The sequence below is a fragment of the Lysinibacillus sphaericus genome, assembly GCF_015844675.1.
GTDB lineage: Bacteria > Bacillota > Bacilli > Bacillales_A > Planococcaceae > Lysinibacillus > Lysinibacillus sphaericus_E.
Genome location: NZ_LDGC01000039.1, coordinates 24,304 through 42,530, shown reverse-complemented (window position 1 = coordinate 42,530; position 18,227 = coordinate 24,304). Strand labels below are relative to the sequence as shown.

The window sequence follows — 18,227 nt, the reverse complement described above, 5'->3', positions numbered from 1 at the left end:
TAATTTTACCTATAAATATTCGTGTTTAGGAGAGGGTCGCATGAAATGGAAGCGTAGTGAACGACTAGTTGATATGACGTACTATTTACTAGAACATCCACATCAGCTGATCCCGCTAACTTATTTTTCTGAACTATATCAATCTGCAAAGTCCTCCATTAGTGAAGATTTGACGATTGTAAAAGAAACTTTCGAAGAAAAAGGAATCGGGTTATTGATGACAGTACCGGGCGCTGCAGGAGGAGTAAAGTATATTCCTAAAATGTCCGAAGCTGAGGTCCGTTTAGTTATTAATGATTTAAAAGCGGAGCTTGAGCATTCAGATCGTTTATTACCAGGCGGTTATTTATTTATGACGGATTTACTTGGCAATCCAGATTTAATTAATCGAGTTGGTAAGGTATTTGCATCCGCATTTGCTGATCAACAAATTGATGTCATAATGACTGTCGCTACAAAAGGTATTTCTATTGCCCATGCGATAGCAAGACATTTAAATGTACCGGTTGTTGTTGTCAGAAGAGATAGTAAAGTAACTGAAGGCTCTACAGTTAGCATCAACTATGTATCTGGTTCTTCCAGAAGAATTCAGACAATGGTATTATCAAAAAGAAGCATGAAGAGTGGACAACGAGTGCTTATTACTGACGACTTTATGAAGGTCGGCGGTACAATGAATGGCATGAAAAATCTATTAGAGGAGTTTGACTGTCAACTAGCTGGTATTGCAGTGCTTGTAGAGGCTGAGCATGCAGACGAAACTTTAGTAGATGATTATTATTCACTAGTGAAGCTTCATGAGGTCAATGAAAAAGACCGTACAATTGCATTAAGTGAAGGTAACTATTTTTCTAAAAGGGGAAATGACAAATGAAAGTAGTAGCAACAACAAATGCACCAGCAGCAATTGGACCATATTCACAAGGAATTATTGTAAATGGCATGTTTTATAGCTCAGGTCAGATTCCACTAACAGCAACAGGTGAATTAGTGGAAGGTGATATCACTGTTCAAACAAATCAAGTATTTGCTAATTTGAAAGCCGTTTTAGAAGCTGCCGGAGCATCTTTAGACAGCGTTGTTAAAACGACCGTTTTTATGAAGGATATGAACGACTTTGTTGCGATGAATGAAGTATATGCTAGCCATTTTGGAGATCATAAACCAGCACGTTCAGCAGTGGAAGTTGCGCGTCTTCCAAAAGATGTAAGTGTAGAAATTGAAGTTATTGCTATCGTTAAATAAGAAATATATTAAGCTCACTGAAAGAGAAATGATTAACTCTTTTAGTGGGCCTTTTTTATTCTCCGTTCTAAATTGTTTTTGTAGACGAAAGCAAAGTAATAGCAACAAATGCTTTCTGTGCGAAAGTGGAGCGTCAGGGTGACTGACAAACAATTGTCAAAAATTACGTAAATTAGAGAAAATTATACTAATAAGTATTCAAATTTTTTAGAAAATTTGATAGACTATAAAAAGGAAAATATTCGGTAATAAAGAATATTATATTTATATTTAGGCATCTAAGAAGAGAGGTGGTGAAAAAATGGAAGTTACTGATGTAAGGTTACGTCGTGTACAGACGGATGGTCGCATGCGTGCGATTGCTTCCATTACACTCGACAATGAGTTCGTAGTGCACGATATTCGTGTGATTGATGGCAATACAGGATTATTCGTTGCTATGCCAAGTAAACGGACGCCAGACGGTGAATTTAGAGATATTGCGCATCCTATTAATTCTACTACTCGTAATAAAATTCAAGAGATTATTTTAAACGAGTACCATAATTCAAGCGAGGAAGACGCGAATGAAAAGACAGAAGAATTAGAAGGAATTGGCGTATAGCAAAGGGAATAAGTGTAAATTAAACAACGCCAATTTATATTTATGATGAAAGTGAATAAAAAGAACTCTTCATATTTGGAGAGTTCTTTTTATTTTGAGAATAAGAGAAATCGAGCAGTTTTAAAGACATACATATTAACATTCGAGCATAAGGTGCATTTGATTTGGAAATTCATCTTTTTGTCAAGTCAACATGCCTTGAAAATAGATGGATTTTGCTATATAGTCATAAGAGAAAATGAGCGTATTGGAGGACTTACAGATGAGCAACATTTTTGCTGTCATTTTGGCTGCAGGTCAAGGTACACGTATGAAGTCCAAATTATATAAAGTGCTACATCCAGTATGTGGGAAACCAATGGTGCAACATGTGGTGGATCACATTCAAACGTTAGATGTGAAGCGCATTGTAACGGTTGTAGGACACGGTGCAGAAATGGTGAAACAACAGCTAGGCGATAAAAGCGAGTATGTTTTACAAGCTGAACAGTTAGGGACAGCTCATGCTGTACAACAGGCAGAGGCAATTTTAAGTAGCGAAGAAGGGACAACATTAGTTGTTTGTGGTGATACACCACTTATCCGCCCTGAAACGATGCAAGCTTTGTTCGAGCATCATCAAGCAAAGAAAGCCAAGGCAACAATTTTAACAGCTATTGCTGAAAATCCAACAGGCTACGGTCGCATTTTACGTGGCGACAATGGACAAGTGGAGCAAATTGTTGAACAAAAGGACGCTTCAGCTGAGCAACAACTAGTGAAAGAGATTAATACGGGCACATATTGCTTCGATAATAAGGCCTTATTTGAGACATTAAAACTTGTGAAAAACGACAATGCACAGGGGGAATATTATTTACCTGATGTCATTGAAATTTTACAAAAACAAGGCGAAGTCGTTGAAGCATATGTGACGGGAGATTTCGAAGAAACACTTGGTGTTAATGATCGTGTTGCTCTGTCTCAAGCAGAGGCGCTAATGCGTACAAGAATTAATGAAAAGCATATGCGTAATGGTGTCACAATTATTAATCCAGAAGCAACATACATCAGCGCTGAAGCAATGATTGGTCGTGATACTGTCATCCAACCAGGTTCTATGATTGAAGGTACAACTGTTATTGGTGAAGATTGTATAATCGGGCCAAACACACAAATCATTGATAGCCGTATCGGTGACCGAACAACAGTACATTCTTCTGTTGTACGTGAAAGCGCTGTAGCAGAAGACACAGCTATAGGACCGTTTGCAAATATTCGACCACTTTCTGATATAGGTAGCCATGTGAAAATTGGTAACTTTGTAGAAGTGAAGAAAAGTAAACTAGGTAATGACACGAAAGTATCCCACTTAAGCTATATTGGCGATGCTGAAATAGGAAGCAATGTCAATGTGGGCTGTGGTTCCATTACAGTAAACTATGATGGAAAAAACAAGTTCCAAACAATTATTGAAGATGATGTATTTGTAGGATGTAATACTAACTTAGTAGCGCCAGTGAAAGTTGGAAAAGGTTCATTTATTGCAGCAGGATCTACAATTACAAAAGAAGTTCCTGAGGATGCACTTGCAATTGCTCGTGCAAGACAAGAAAACAAACCGAATTATGTAAGCAAATTAAATTCAAAATAATTATCAACTAAACAGGAGGCCATCATGCCGTATCATTATGCAAACTCACAATTAAAAATATTTTCACTTAACTCTAACAATCCACTTGCTCAAGAAATTGCGCAAGAAATGGGTGTTGAATTAGGTAAATCTTCTGTTAAACACTTCAGCGATGGAGAAGTTCAAATTAGCATTGAAGAAAGTATTCGTGGTTGTGATGTGTTTATCGTGCAGTCTACTTCTGCACCTGTAAACGAACATTTAATGGAGCTTTTAATTATGGTAGATGCTGTAAAACGCGCATCTGCTCGTACAGTAAACGTTGTAATGCCTTACTATGGATATGCTCGTCAGGACCGTAAAGCAAAAGCACGTGAGCCAATTACAGCTAAATTAGTAGCAAACTTACTTGAAACAGCTGGTGCAACACGTGTTATCGTTTTAGATTTACACGCACCGCAAATCCAAGGTTTCTTCGATATTTTAATCGACCACTTGATGGCAGTACCTTTACTATCTGATTACTTCAAATCAAAAGGTATTCCAGAAGATCAAATCGTTGTTGTTTCACCAGACCATGGTGGTGTAACACGTGCTCGTAAAATGGCAGAACGTTTAAAAGCACCTATTGCAATTATTGACAAACGCCGTCCAAAACCAAACGTTGCAGAAGTAATGAACATTGTTGGTAATGTTGATGGTAAAGTGGCAATCTTGATTGATGATATTATTGACACTGCTGGTACAATTACAATCGGCGCAGACGCATTACGTGCAGCTGGCGCGAAAGAAGTTTATGCTTGTTGCTCTCACCCAGTACTATCAGGCCCAGCAATCGAGCGTATTGAAAACTCTTCGATTAAAGAATTAGTTGTAACAAATACAATCCAGCTTCCAGAAGAGAAAAAATCTCCAAAAATTACAGAGCTTTCAGTAGCTAAATTGATGGCAGATGCAATCTCTCGTGTCTATGAAAACAAATCTGTAAGTACTCTATTTGATTAATATATAAATAAGAGCCGAATTGTGGCTTATTAAGGACAAATCTACGTTTGCAAGTAGATTTGTCCTTTTTTCTAGGTTTACTTTGTTTGAATTTTCTTATAAAAGGGTATATGGTAGTTGTGACTTAATAATATTTACACTACTTTATGAAAAAAGTTTACTTCGCCTAAGGTTGGGATATTTTTTGTTAAAGCGTAAGTTATGAATAAGTTGATTGAAGTGGAGGCTGGGCGACTCCTTGGGGATTAGCGTCACAGATGAGACCCTGGAGCGAGCATCGCGAGTGAAGCGGCTCATCGGACGCCCCCCAGGAAAGCGCCCGGCTGGAACGGAAATCAACCCCACGTTATGGTGATGGGCTAAAACGGTAGTAAATATTATTATAGCCTTAACAAATGTCATTGAAAGTAGTGACATTTATAATAAGGCCTAAATAATTTTTCTTGGAAGGGGAAGTATAGATATGAGTACAGTATTAAGTGTTAAAAAGCGCGAAGCTGGGCACCGTTCGACATTAACCCAACTTAGAAAAGGGGGAGCCATTCCTGCAGTTATTTACGGCTATAAATTAGATTCTACCCCAATTTCTATTTCAGCGAAGGAATTCAGAAAATCCATTCAAAAGAATGGACAAAACGGTGTGTTTTCGGTGGATTTAGATGGAGAAAAAGTGAATGTTGTTGTATCAGAAATCCAACAATGCTCCATGAAAGATGAAGTGAATCATATTGACTTTTTAGCAATTAATATGTCCGAAGCGATAGAAGCTGAAGTGCCTATTAAACTTGTAGGGGAATCAGTTGGTGTTAGTGTGGGTGGTATATTAATGCAGCCTAACTTAGATGTGAAGATTAATGTAAAACCAGCAGATATACCAGAAGCTATTGAAGTAGATATTACTGAACTTAAAATTGGTGAAACAATTACAATAGCAGATATTCGAGATACGATTGATTTTGATATTATTAGTGAAGATGGCCATACATTGGTATCAATTATGGCTCCAGCAGTCGTTGAAGAATCGACGGTAGATAGTGAACAGGTACAAGAGTAAAAATATTTGTTAAGGAAAGGCTACTGGGAAGCTAAGCTTCTTCAGTAGCTTTTTTATTTAGCAAGAGCCTTAGCACATCATTCGTGCGTAGACTTCTTTTTAAGTCATAACCATTTCGTGATATATATATGGTTGAAGTGAGATTTTAATTAATATCAAGACGTTATTGAACTTTTACTTTCAAAAATTGTCCAAACTGCTTTCTGCGTGCATGATATGGTAAAATAATGACTATTAGATTTGAAAGAAGAGGGGTACTTATGAAAATTATCGTTGGTTTAGGAAATCCAGGTAAACCTTATGAGCATACAAGACATAATATTGGTTTCGATGTTATAGATGCATTAGCTGAAAAATGGGGTGCACCTTTAACTAATTCAAAGTTTAATGGTATGTATGCAACGGTACATCGTCCTGAAGGAAAGGTTCTACTTGTTAAACCTTTAACATATATGAATTTATCAGGGGAATGTGTTGGTCCTCTAATGAACTATTTTGATATTGATGTGGAAGATTTAATTGTTATTTATGATGATTTAGATTTAGAGACAGGTAAATTACGCCTGCGTCAAAAAGGTAGTGCAGGTGGACATAATGGTATTAAATCATTAATTCAGCATTTAAGTACACAAGAATTTAATCGCATACGAGTTGGGGTTAATCGTCCACCAGCAGGCATGAAGGTAGCAGATTACGTGTTATCAAAATTTTCAAAAGAAGATCAAGCTGTCGTTGGCGAAGCTGTTGAAAAGTGTGTAAATGCTGTAGAAGCATCTCTTTCGAATCCATTTCTTGATGTGATGAATCGCTTTAATGGATAATCGTGGATATTACAGTAGTTTAGGATGACGATTTAATTTATTTCAGCAAGTGTTTTTGTAACGAAAGCAAAGCGTCAGCTACAGGCCTAAGCACAAAGCTGACTCCCGATGCAATTATGCCGTGGTATACTCGGTGTTGTTTTTTTCTGCGACAACAGCTAACTAAATATATAGTATTAACCACAATGCAAAACTATTCTCTATTTCTAAAATGATCTCTAAGACAAAATTGGAAGTGCATAATCTTTTTTCGAAATGTCTATACTTTAAGTAGTAAGTTGCTTAAAGGAGGATGATTTGGAGATGTCAGTTCGATATCGATGTCGGCATTGTGAAGTAGAAATAGGGACGCTACCATTTGATGCAGATGATACAATTCGAAAACTACATATTTTCGAATTGGGTGAAGCGGATGATTATGTTGAGAAAGATCAACATGGACAAACGACGGTGCACTGCATTTGTGAGCAATGTGAGGATTCGCTGAAACAATATCCAGATTATCACGCTCTCAATAAATGGATTCAATAATTGGAAGGACGCTTTGGCGCACATTACGTGCGTCCAAAGCTTTTTCCGTTTAACTTCGCACAGGCTTAAGCTTAAAGCCAATTCCGGACGAAATTAAGCCAAGGTATAATGGATAAAATAAACAATAAAAATACGTATCATAGTACTAGATTACTAGTATTGGTGACGAGAATTATGCGTTGAAAGGAGCTTTTGACATTGGAAGTTTTACGACAGCTTGTGATGCAGGACAAACATATCACATCATTTTTACAGGAGATTCAGAGCGGTCATTCTGCAACACAGCTTATTACAGGGTTAACTGGAAGCGCACGCCCAGTAATGGTCGATGCTTTATTTGAATATGTAAAAAAACCTATTTATATTATATCTCCTAATCTATTGCAGGCTCAGAAAATGGCCGACGAGCTGGCGGGACTTTTAGGTGAGGAGCATGTTCATTATTATCCTGCCGATGAGTTTATTGCTGCTGATTTATCTGTTGCTTCCCCAGAGCTACGTGCTGAGCGTATCGCAACACTTGATCGTCTTGCTAGAGGTGAAAAAGCTGTTTATGTAATACCGGTTGCGGGCTTACGTAAAATGATGCAGCCTAAAGAGCATTGGCTACAGTATTTTTTACAAATAGCAGTAGGTGAGGATATTCAGATTGATGAATGGCTCCAAACGTTAGTAGAGATGGGGTACGTACGTAATTCGATGGTGACGACACCTGGAGAATTTGCGTTACGTGGTGGCATATTAGATATTTATCCTCCGTATTTAGAGTCACCGATTCGTATAGAATTATTTGATACGGAAGTGGACTCGATTCGAACATTTTCTGCGGACGATCAACGTTCTATTGATAAATTACAGAAGATTCGTATCCTCCCAGCGTCAGAAGTTATTTTGACAAAGGAAGAAAGAATGGCATTGGCAGGTCGTTTAGAAGCTGCATTAGCGACAAGCTTAAAGAAAGTCAAGAAGCAGGAGACGAAGGAGTTACTGTATCAACATATTCAATATGATATTGAATTGTTACAGCAAGGGAATTTACCGGACTATGTAAATAAATATGGTTCGTTATTGTATGAGAAAACAGCCTATTTAGGAGATTATTTTGTACACGACGGCATTGTGCTGTTTGATGAGCTCGGGCGCATTCAGGAGGTTATGGATGCATGGGAGCGTGAAGAAGATGAGTGGTTTTTATCTCTAATTGAAGAAGGGAAAATGGTGCATGATGTAAAGCCAGCATTTTCTTTAAAAGAGATTCTAGCAATGTTATCTCAGCAAAAACTATATTTCTCATTATTTTCGCGAACTTTTGCAGGTGTATCCTTTAATAAGACGACGAACTTTTCTTGCAAACCAATGCAACAATTTCATGGCCAAATGTCATTATTACAAAGCGAGGTTGAACGTTGGCTGCTCGGTAAATTTACTGTACTTATTATGGCGAGAGATAAAGACCGTGTTAAACGTATACAGCAAATGCTTGAGGAATATGATATTCATACGACAATTGGTCATCCGACAGAAGCGGGTATTTATATTGTGGATGGCTCGCTATCTAGTGGCTTTGAATTACCGTTACAGCGCTTGGTGGTAGTTACAGAGGATGAGCTTTTTAAACAGCAGGCGAAGAAAAAAGCGCGTCCTCAAAAAATGACGAACGCAGAACGTATTAAAAGCTATACAGAAATTAAACCTGGCGACTATGTTGTACATGTACATCACGGTATTGGGAAATATATTGGCTTAGAAACACTGGAGGTAAATGGTACACATAAAGATTACCTACACATTCGATATCGTGCAGATGATAAGTTGTATGTTCCAGTGGAGCAAATAGATTTAATCCAAAAATATGTAGCATCTGAAGACCGTGAACCGAAGCTACATAAATTAGGTGGAGCAGAGTGGAAAAAGGCTAAAGCTAAGGTATCCTCTGCTGTGCAAGATATTGCTGATGATTTAATTAAGCTGTATGCGAAACGTGAAGCAGAGAAGGGTCATGCATTTGCGATTGACAATGACGATCAGCGCAATTTTGAGGCTTCATTCGCTTATGAGGAAACAGAGGATCAGTTACGTTCAATTATCGAAGTGAAACGTGATATGGAACGTGAACGTCCTATGGATCGCCTTGTATGTGGAGACGTGGGATATGGTAAAACTGAGGTAGCGATTCGTGCTGCATTCAAAGCAATTCAGGACGGCAAGCAAGTAGCTTTCCTTGTACCGACAACGATTTTAGCGCAGCAACATTACGAAACGATACGTGAGAGATTCCAAGACTTTGCTATTAATGTAGGTCTCTTATCTCGTTTCCGTACAAAAAAAGAGCAAACAGCGACGTTAAAGGGCTTAAAAGAAGGGCAAGTTGATATTGTTATTGGAACGCATCGAATTTTATCTAAAGACTTATTATTCCAAGACCTTGGATTGCTTATTGTTGATGAAGAGCAACGTTTTGGTGTAACGCATAAGGAAAAAATTAAACAACTTAAGACGAATGTTGATGTATTAACACTAACGGCAACTCCGATTCCAAGAACACTTCATATGTCGATGGTAGGTGTTCGTGATTTATCGGTAATTGAAACGCCACCAGCTAACCGTTTCCCTGTACAAACCTATGTAATGGAGCATAGCGGTGCATTAGTGCGGGAAGCTATTGAGAGAGAAATGGCGCGTGGCGGGCAAGTATTCTACTTATACAATCGTGTAGAGGATATGGCTCGTAAAGTTGATGAAATTCAAACGCTTGTCCCCGAAGCACGTATCGGGCATGCGCATGGCAAAATGACGGAGTCAGAATTAGAATCTGTCATATTAGCCTTTTTAGAAGGTGCCTATGATGTGCTTGTAACAACAACGATTATTGAGACAGGTGTAGATATACCGAACGTTAATACATTGATTGTTCACGATGCTGATCGAATGGGCTTAGCGCAGCTTTATCAATTGCGTGGGCGTGTTGGGCGTTCTAATAGGGTAGCATATGCGTACTTTATGTATCAACGTGATAAAGTTCTTACAGATGTAGCTGAGCAACGATTACAGGCGATTAAAGAATTTACAGAGTTAGGTTCAGGATTTAAAATTGCTATGCGTGATTTATCTATTCGTGGTGCTGGGAATCTGCTAGGAGCGCAGCAACATGGCTTTATTGATTCTGTCGGTTTTGACTTGTATTCACAAATGCTACAAGAGGCGATTGCTGAGCGCCAAACTGGTGTGAAAAAAGAAGAGAAGCCTGACATCGAAATTTTATTGAGTATTGATGCGTATATTCCAGATGTATACATTCCTGATGGTTATCAAAAAATTCAAATGTATAAACGTATTAAAGCGATGGATCAAGTGGAGGAGTATGGCGAAATCACGGAGGAATTAGAGGATCGCTTCGGAGATATTCCAATGGAAACTGAGCGCTTACTGCGAATTGCGCGGATGAAGGTATGGGGCTTAGGTGCAGGCGTATTGTCGGTGAAAGAAAAGCAAAAAATTATCACAATATTGTTGTCTGAAGAGGGGACGGTACAAGTTGATGGCAGTAAAGTTGTTGAAGAATCCATGAAATTTGAACGAGCTGTTGGTTTTGGTATGGATGGTATGCAACTGAAATTAACGATTGATGAACGAAAATGTGGGAAATATCAACCCTTTGATATTTTAGAAGATATGATGCAGATTATTGCTAACGCAAAAAAACAAAAATGATAAAAAGCTGACCTTATCTAACTAGGATAATGGTCAGCTTTTTATTATAGAAAAACAAAACGGTTTAGGAGATCTTAATGAATGTTTACGCTGTTGCTGTGCTTACGTATAGAAAACTGTTGTTGTAGACGCTACGTTAGCACTAAGTTTACGCACAGAAAACCTTTGTTGCACGCAACGTTAGCGCTGACTCATACGCAGGAAACCCTTATTAGTTGCGATGTTAGGGCTACACTTACGCACTGAAAATATCCGATGCTGACGCTTCGTTTTCGCGCAATAAAAAATTCCTGTAAACCTACGTTAGCACTACACTTTTGCATAGAAAATATATGTTGTACACGCAACGTTAGCACTACACGTACGCACAAAAAATATTTGATGTTACTCCCTCGCTTTCGTACAGATACATTGCAGAAGTTTTGTTTTACCATTATTAACTTTGGGTGATATGCCAAAAGGTGCATGCAAATTGAAATTTTGACTGGACTGTAGATGGAGTGACTTCTCGGGTATCGTTTTTACAAATAAGACTGTCGATCTAGCCGATAGGAGCGAGGAGGTGAAAAGGATTAAATTGCGTGAAAATGCCTTTATAATAAAAATCCTTTTGACTCATTGACGCAATAATATAGGTTGGATTATTATTATTTCTTGTTAAAATTTTTTTATAAATTATTTATAAAAATTTGTTTTTGTGGTTAATCTAAGATAAGTTGATTGAAGTTAAAAATTCTACATGCTAAATATATTTGAAGTACAATAATTTAGGTTTTAAGGCCTTTTTGAAAAATATTGTTGGGTGTGAAATCCTTTTTCTTCAGTTTTTGCATAGATTGCTTCATAAAAAACCATACTAGAGTTGAAAAAAATTTTTATTGTAGCGAAAGCGAGGATTATGAATGAAGGCAACAGGAATTGTTCGTCGTATTGATGATTTAGGGCGTGTGGTTATTCCAAAAGAAATTCGTAGGACGCTACGTATTCGCGAGGGTGACCCGTTAGAAATTTATACAGACCGTGAAGGCGAAGTTATTTTAAAGAAATATTCTCCAATTAACGATTTAGGGGAATTTGCAAGAGAATATGTAGAAACATTATATGAAACATTAGGTACTCCAGCATTTGTAACTGACCGTGATGAAGTAATTGCTGTCGCAGGAATCGGTAAGAAAGAGTATATTAATCGTCGTATTACATCTTTTGCAGAAAGTTTTATGGAAGAGCGTTCAACAAAAATAGAAAAAATGGAAACAACTATCGAGATTGTTCCTGGACAATATGAGCAAGTGAAGTCTTATTGTGCAACACCTATTATGGTGAATGGTGATCCAATCGGTTGTATTATCGTTTTATCTAAGGTGCATTTTGTTGGTGAAGTTGAAGTGAAAGTTGCAGAAACAGCTGCTAACTTCTTAGCTAAACAAATGAATAGTTGATGAGAATTGAAAGTTATTGCGCTGACCTTTTTTAGGCTGAACAATAACTTTTTTTCGTACATAGTTTTAAGGTAATCCTACCTGCGCGCGTTAAACTTTTTAGATATGCTATACTATTGGCATTGTTAAAGAAGGAAAGAGGGCAATTTATGTCGGAACGTTTTGGCATGAAAAGCTACATGAAGGGCGCGGCCTTACTTACAATTGCTGCCCTTATTGTGAAGGTTCTTAGTGCAATTTATCGTGTGCCTTTTCAAAACCTTGTTGGTGATGAAGGATTTTATATTTATCAGCAAGTGTATCCAATTATATCTATTTTTGTCGTATGGACATCTAGTGGGTTTGCAGTAGCTATTTCTAAGATGCTTGCAGATAATGATTGTATTTTAGACCCGCTAGAGCGAAATCAAAAACGAAGCAGTATTATGCGTATTGTTTTTCGTTATTTAACAGTACTATCGTTGTTGTTTTTTGTTGTTTTATTTAGTGGGGCTGAAATTATTGCAAGGCTTATGGGAGATATGCAACTTGCTCCTTTAATACGGACAGGGTCATTTATTGCACTAGTCATGCCGGCTCTTGCTATTTTAAAGGGCGGCTTCCAATCTAGAGGTATTATGGAGCCAGTTGCTTATGCACAAGTCGTTGAACAAGCTGTGAGGGTATCCGTCATTATAGCGGGTACATTTATCATTATGAAGACGACAGAATCACTATATAGTGCTGGACAAATGGCTATAATAGGTACAGTTATTGGTGAAATTGTAGGTTTTATATTACTGGCGTTTATCTTTAAAAAACGTTTTGGTTTATTGAACGATAAGAAACAGTGGCGACGTATCGAAAGTTTTCCCATTATTAAAGAGGTCACATTGCTAAGTTTAAGTGTAAGCATGAGTGGCCTATTGTTACTTGGTTATCAGCTCGTTGATTCCTTTACAATTTATTCACTATTAGTAGAGGGTGGAATGGATCAGAAGGTCGCTAAGGTAACAAAAGGCGTTTATGATCGTGGGCAGCCGTTAGTGCAGCTCGGAGTTGTCATTGCTGCTTCTCTTTCACTGGCTATTGTACCGCTTGTCGCGCATATGTCTAAAAGACAGGAAGGCCGTAGTGCAATTCCGTTTATACAATTAACGTATAGAGCGTCTGTATTATTTGGGTGGGCAGCATCTTTAGGTTTAATACTAGTTATGCCTTATATTAACGCAATGCTCTTTAAAACAGATGCGCTGTCGGACGTACTTATGGTATATGTGTTACAAATCGTGCCTTTGTCGATTATTTTGACATTTACAGCTATTCTGCAAGGTTATGGGAAATTAAAAAAGCCAGCTTTATTTTTAATTGTAGGATTTATATTAAAAATAATATTGAATGTGCTGACAATTAGTTTATTTGGTGTATTAGGTGCTGCTATTGCTAATAATGTGGGTCTATTGTTTACTGCCCTCATGCTTGTCTTTTATTTAAAGAAAATAATTGCAATTCAATTAGCACCAGCTAGTTTTTATAATAAAGTTGGAATTACATCACTAAGCATGGCAGCTGTAGTGCTAGTTTGGCTACAGTTTATACCATCGTTATTAAGCCAATTTTTATCACCTCGATTTGTTGCAGTGGTAGCAGGTTTTACAGCTGTTAGTTTAGGGGCATTTGTAATGGTCACAATAATTGCTAAGTTACGTGTGCTAGGCGAAAAAGAGTGGTACTTACTACCATTTGGGCGCAAAATGGCAGTTTATCAATTATGGTTAAATCGGAAGAAGTAGGTGGATTTATTGAATACTTTAACAGTTATTGGTCTAGGTGCGGGTGATTTTAATCAGCTGCAAATGGGTGTCTATAAAAAATTAAAAGCGGCTAGAAAATTATATGTTCGTACAGTGGATCATCCGGTATTAGAAGAATTATCAGCTGAGGGCTTACAATTTGAAAGCTTTGACACGATCTATGAAAAACATAGCTCGTTCCAGCCTGTGTATGAAGAAATTGCAGAAACGCTTGTGGATGCTACTGTGATTGAAGATGTAATGTACGTTGTACCAGGACATCCACTTGTTGCGGAGCAGACTGTACAACTGCTGATTGCTGCTGCGGATGCGGGAAAAGTAAAATTAGTCATTGAAGGTGGACAAAGCTTCTTAGATCCAATATTTGGTGCGTTAAAGATCGACCCGATTGAGGGTTTTCAGCTGCTGGATGGCACTAGCTTTTCTATGCATGACATTAACATGCGTCAGCATATTTTAATTGCCCAAGTGTATGATACATTCAGTGCGTCAGAAGTAAAGCTTACGTTAATGGAGAAATATGATGACGAATACCCTGTTACAGTAGTTACTGCAGCAGGCTCAGCACAGGAAAAATTAGTGACGGTACCACTTTATGAGCTCGACCAAAGCGTTGAGGTGAACAATTTAACAACGGTATATGTGCCACCTGTGAAATCACAAGAGGAGGCTTTACGAGATTGGGCAACCTTCCGTCAAATTATTGCTGTTTTACGAGGTCCAAATGGTTGTCCGTGGGATCAAAAGCAAACGCATGAATCACTGAAAAAATATTTACTAGAAGAAGCGCACGAATATTTGGCGGCGGTAGATGCAGAGGATGACTTTGCGATGATCGAGGAGCTCGGAGATGTACTGTTACAAGTATTCCTTCATGCACAAATCGGAGAAGATCAGGGTTTCTTTACATTGGAAGATGTATTAGCTTCAATAAGTGAAAAAATGATTCGTCGACACCCGCACGTATTTGGAGATGTATCGGTAGAAGATGCAGAGGGTGTTGTAGCGAATTGGGAAGTTATAAAAGCAGAAGAAAAGGGTATAAGTGAAAAGCCACTATTGGAAGAGGAATACCGGGCGTCCTCCGCTCTACAAACTGCCTATAATTATCAAAAAAGAGCTGCGAAGGTTGGGTTTGATTGGCCCGATGTAGATGGAGCGTGGGACAAGTTTGCGGAGGAATGGCAGGAATTTCGTAATGAAGTGACGAAAGGTACAAGTGCGTCACGTCTAGATGAATTTGGAGATGTCTTGTTCACGCTTGTGAATTTAGCACGTTTCTACAAGTTAAATCCAGAAGAGGCTATGTTACATGCCAATGAGAAGTTTGCGAGACGCTTTGGTTATGTGGAGGAAAAGGTAAAGGAAAGTGGAAAGCCATTTTCTGATTATACATTAGAACAATTAGATGCTTTCTGGAATGAAGCGAAACAACTGGAAAAGGAGTAAAAGTATGCGATTAGATAAATTTTTAAAAGTATCACGGTTAATTAAACGTCGTACATTAGCAAAAGAAGTAGCGGATCAAGGCCGTATTACGATCAATGATAAGATCGCAAAGGCTAGTAGTGCTGTTAAAGCTGGAGACGAGCTAGCCATTCGTTTTGGACAAAAGATTGTGACAGCGCGTGTAGAAGAATTACGTGATACTGTGAAAAAAGAAGATGCCGCAAAAATGTTTACGATTTTGAAGGAAGAGCGTCTTGAAAAAATTGAGCCTGAATTTATTGATGACGAAGATTAAATCAATTATTCCTCTGATAAAAGTGTAGCAACTTTAATAAAGTTGTCATGCTTTTAAGGTTGTCCGCATAAAGTGAACAGAAGCTAGGACGACTAAAGGAGGAAGAAAATGACGCTACATCAAGAAAGTAATCGTTACACAATTCCATCTGGAGAGCATATTTTAACGATTCGTAATCGTAAAAGAATGGACATGACTTCTGTAAAATCAATTGAACGCTTTGATCAGGAAGAGTTTTTCATTAAGACGTCCCAAGGGCATTTGTTAATCCGTGGAGAAGAACTGCATATCGTTCATTTAGATGTTGACAAAGGGTTATTGACACTTGAAGGAACTGTAAAAACCTTACAGTATGACGAGGAGGAAAGTGGCTTCTCGAAAGGTTTCCTTCATAAGTTATTTGGATGATTGTTAGTGAACAATTTGTTCAACTATTAGTCATGGTTTTGAGCGGTATAGCAGTTGGATTCATTATTGATAGTGTAAGGCTTATTGTTTTTTCAACTCCAAAAAGGTCAAGCCTTCGAAGATGGATGATGGTATTTGAACTACTTACCTGGATTCTGCTTGGAGGCATGACATACTATTTATTATTTTGGCTAAAAGATGGCGCTTGGCGGGCTTATGACCCGCTAGCGCAAATAGCCGGAATTTTTTTGTATCAAACATTTTTTCAGACTTTTTTACGTTTCATCGCAAGGGTTTTGGTGAATATAACATGGAGACCTTTGTGGTTCATCATACGATTAATATTTGCTACCATTCGACAAATTTTTAATTTATTAATAAATATTGGAGCATTTGTTTTAAGACCTTTTGTCAAAATTTATTCGTATTTGTCCAACACTTTTTTTAAAAAATTTCGATTTATCAAGTATAATAAAAGACAACAATAACTTTCGGAGGTGCGGGCATGACTAAACGTCGTTCATCAAATGATCGCCAACAAAACTATACTAAGCTTGATAATGACTATGTCCGTAACACGGATAAAGCTATAAATCGTAAAATTGAAGGGCGGAAACGGAAAATGCGCCGCATTGCCTTTTTTGCGATTGTACCAGTCGTTATTATTGCCGTTCTCGGAAATATACTTTTGAATCAAAATGAAACGCTAGCTGCAAAAGAGCAGGAAAAGGTTGAAGCGAAGGAGCATCTTTCTGATTTGAAAGAAGAGCGAGATTCGCTAAATCTTAGAATTAAACAGTTAGAGGATCCTGAGTATATCGCAAAGTTACTACGCAAAGAGTATTTCCTTTCAGAAAAAGGTGAAGTAATTTTCATTATGCCGGATGAAAAAGATAAAAAAGGCGATGTACCAGAAAACAAAGATAAAAAAGATGATGTATCAGAAAAGAAAAGGTAAAAAAGACGACTGAAAAGCTATGTATTGTTGACACTCTTTTTTTGTTATATATAATGAAGAGAGAAACTTATTGTAGTAAAAAGTTTGATAAATTGATTACATGACTCAAAAGAGTCGCTTAATTTTTAAGGAGGAGCATTTTTTTTATGTCAATTGAAGTAGGCAGCAAGGTACAAGGTAAAGTAACAGGAATCACAAATTTTGGAGCATTCGTTGAGCTGCCAGATGGCAAAACAGGCTTAGTACACATCAGTGAAGTTGCTGACAATTATGTAAAAGATATCAATGAGCATCTAAAAGTTGGAGATGAAGTTGAAGTAAAAGTGATGAATGTTGAAGCGGACGGAAAGATCGGTCTTTCAATCCGTAAAGCAAAGCCTCAAGCAGAGAGACCAGAGCGTCCGGAGCGTCCAGAGCGTCCAGCACGTCCACGTCGCGATAATCGTAATGATCGTAACGAGCGCCATCAACCAAAAGAGAATTTTGAACAAAAAATGGCCCGTTTCTTAAAAGATAGTGATGAACGTCTAGCAACACTAAAACGTGCTACAGAATCAAAACGCGGTGGTCGCGGAGCTAGAAGAGGGTAGTTTGCTGACTGTTTTAATCGTAGAAAAAGTGTGTAAATAGAGTTGGGATTAGCTTATATTAAGCTAATCCCTTTTTTAATTATTTCTGTATACATTTCGTCTAGCCATAAGTCGTGATTACTTTTTAAATTCTTCAGTAAGTGTTTTCGTAGCGAAGGAAAAGAAATTTGTTGGCTAAAGCCTCCGAGGGTTGTAAGGATAAACGATTCTTACAACGTTGATGTCGGTCTCTTTTTCTTTTTGGGAGCAGGTACGGTTGCTTGTTCAGTAGGTGTTTCTGAAGACTTTTCGGTTGGATGAACAACCATTTTAACAAGTAAAAACACACCGTATACACTAACGGCTAGTCCAGTAAGGAGTAAAAGTATTTGTACAGCGAATGGTAAATTAATAAGAATGGATACGAGAATGATCATAGAGCCGCTTCCACAAATTAAAGCAGCTTTCGTTAATGAATTCAAAGGAAATAAACCTCCTAAATAACGCGCTTTTTTCATTATTAGTATGCCATATTTTCAAGTGCTTCACCATAACGTGGGGCTATTCTATTTCTACTGGGCGCTTTCCGATGAGTAGCAACAACAGATGTTTTTGTGCGAAAGCGAAGCGACAGCAACAACAGGGGCTTTGTCTGTGCGAAAGCGAAGCGACAGCAACAACAGCAATGGAGAGTTGTTCAAGAAGCCGTTATTATAGGATGGGATGTTTAGCC

Annotated in this window: 18 protein-coding genes; 17 read left to right on the top strand and 1 reads right to left on the bottom strand. The window is 37.9% G+C overall.

All coding sequences use genetic code 11. The features are described 5' to 3' along the window. The first annotated feature begins 40 nt into the window (after positions 1–40). The 17 genes from purR (at position 41) to ABE34_RS11755 (ending at position 17,515) form a co-directional block, all read left to right on the top strand. On the top strand, positions 41–874 hold the full coding sequence (gene purR / locus ABE34_RS11835; RefSeq protein ID WP_142510485.1) for a pur operon repressor: 834 nt from the start codon (positions 41–43) through the stop codon (positions 872–874). Continuing rightward, a complete protein-coding gene (locus ABE34_RS11830; protein WP_079563682.1) occupies positions 871–1,245 on the top strand; it encodes a RidA family protein in 375 nt (124 codons plus the stop codon). Before purR ends, ABE34_RS11830 begins: the two co-directional genes overlap by 4 nt. Positions 1,246–1,546: 301 nt before the next feature. Beyond that, on the top strand, positions 1,547–1,849 hold the full coding sequence (gene spoVG / locus ABE34_RS11825; protein WP_197142744.1) for a septation regulator SpoVG: 303 nt from the start codon (positions 1,547–1,549) through the stop codon (positions 1,847–1,849). A 262-nt stretch (positions 1,850–2,111) separates the two neighbouring features. Beyond that, on the top strand, positions 2,112–3,482 hold the full coding sequence (glmU, locus tag ABE34_RS11820) for a bifunctional UDP-N-acetylglucosamine diphosphorylase/glucosamine-1-phosphate N-acetyltransferase GlmU (protein WP_079563684.1): 1,371 nt from the start codon (positions 2,112–2,114) through the stop codon (positions 3,480–3,482). A gap of 24 nt (positions 3,483–3,506) precedes the next feature. After that, positions 3,507–4,466 (top strand): ribose-phosphate diphosphokinase, encoded by a 960-nt coding sequence (locus ABE34_RS11815; protein ID WP_197142740.1) that lies wholly within the window; start codon positions 3,507–3,509, stop codon positions 4,464–4,466. Positions 4,467–4,929: 463 nt separating this feature from the next. Next, entirely contained in the window at positions 4,930–5,520 is a 591-nt protein-coding gene (locus tag ABE34_RS11810; protein ID WP_197142739.1) for a 50S ribosomal protein L25/general stress protein Ctc, read from the top strand. 260 nt (positions 5,521–5,780) lie between these two features. After that, a complete protein-coding gene (pth, locus tag ABE34_RS11805; protein ID WP_197142738.1) occupies positions 5,781–6,341 on the top strand; it encodes an aminoacyl-tRNA hydrolase in 561 nt (186 codons plus the stop codon). A gap of 303 nt (positions 6,342–6,644) precedes the next feature. Continuing rightward, complete coding sequence (locus ABE34_RS11800; protein ID WP_004229176.1) at positions 6,645–6,872, top strand: anti-sigma-F factor Fin; 228 nt, start codon at positions 6,645–6,647, stop codon at positions 6,870–6,872. A gap of 198 nt (positions 6,873–7,070) precedes the next feature. Beyond that, complete coding sequence (gene mfd, locus ABE34_RS11795; protein ID WP_197142737.1) at positions 7,071–10,583, top strand: transcription-repair coupling factor; 3,513 nt, start codon at positions 7,071–7,073, stop codon at positions 10,581–10,583. A gap of 902 nt (positions 10,584–11,485) precedes the next feature. Next, positions 11,486–12,022: a stage V sporulation protein T gene (gene spoVT / locus ABE34_RS11790; protein WP_197142735.1), complete on the top strand. Its 537-nt coding sequence runs from the start codon at positions 11,486–11,488 to the stop codon at positions 12,020–12,022. A 149-nt stretch (positions 12,023–12,171) separates the two neighbouring features. Continuing rightward, the gene (locus tag ABE34_RS11785) at positions 12,172–13,794 is read left to right on the top strand and encodes a putative polysaccharide biosynthesis protein (protein ID WP_197142733.1); all 1,623 of its coding nucleotides are present in this window, start codon (positions 12,172–12,174) and stop codon (positions 13,792–13,794) included. A 9-nt stretch (positions 13,795–13,803) separates the two neighbouring features. Then, positions 13,804–15,264 (top strand): nucleoside triphosphate pyrophosphohydrolase, encoded by a 1,461-nt coding sequence (gene mazG / locus ABE34_RS11780; RefSeq protein WP_197142731.1) that lies wholly within the window; start codon positions 13,804–13,806, stop codon positions 15,262–15,264. 4 nt (positions 15,265–15,268) lie between these two features. Then, entirely contained in the window at positions 15,269–15,559 is a 291-nt protein-coding gene (locus ABE34_RS11775) for an RNA-binding S4 domain-containing protein (protein WP_197142729.1), read from the top strand. Between the two features lie 108 nt (positions 15,560–15,667). Further along, positions 15,668–15,967, top strand: a complete 300-nt coding sequence (gene yabP, locus ABE34_RS11770) for a sporulation protein YabP (RefSeq protein WP_004229167.1) — start codon at positions 15,668–15,670, stop codon at positions 15,965–15,967. Next, on the top strand, positions 15,964–16,455 hold the full coding sequence (gene yabQ / locus ABE34_RS11765) for a spore cortex biosynthesis protein YabQ (RefSeq protein WP_197142727.1): 492 nt from the start codon (positions 15,964–15,966) through the stop codon (positions 16,453–16,455). The genes yabP and yabQ overlap by 4 nt, the downstream gene beginning before the upstream one ends. Before the next feature lie 17 nt (positions 16,456–16,472). Beyond that, entirely contained in the window at positions 16,473–16,925 is a 453-nt protein-coding gene (locus ABE34_RS11760; protein WP_197142725.1) for an FtsB family cell division protein, read from the top strand. Between the two features lie 146 nt (positions 16,926–17,071). Beyond that, a complete protein-coding gene (locus ABE34_RS11755; RefSeq protein WP_197142723.1) occupies positions 17,072–17,515 on the top strand; it encodes a S1 domain-containing RNA-binding protein in 444 nt (147 codons plus the stop codon). Between the two features lie 209 nt (positions 17,516–17,724). On the opposite strand, the gene ABE34_RS11750 is transcribed toward ABE34_RS11755, so the two are convergent. Next, positions 17,725–17,976 carry a hypothetical protein gene (locus tag ABE34_RS11750; protein ID WP_197142721.1) on the bottom strand — a complete coding sequence of 84 codons (252 nt, stop codon included), beginning with the start codon at positions 17,974–17,976 and terminating at the stop codon, positions 17,725–17,727. Positions 17,977–18,227: the final 251 nt, after the last annotated feature.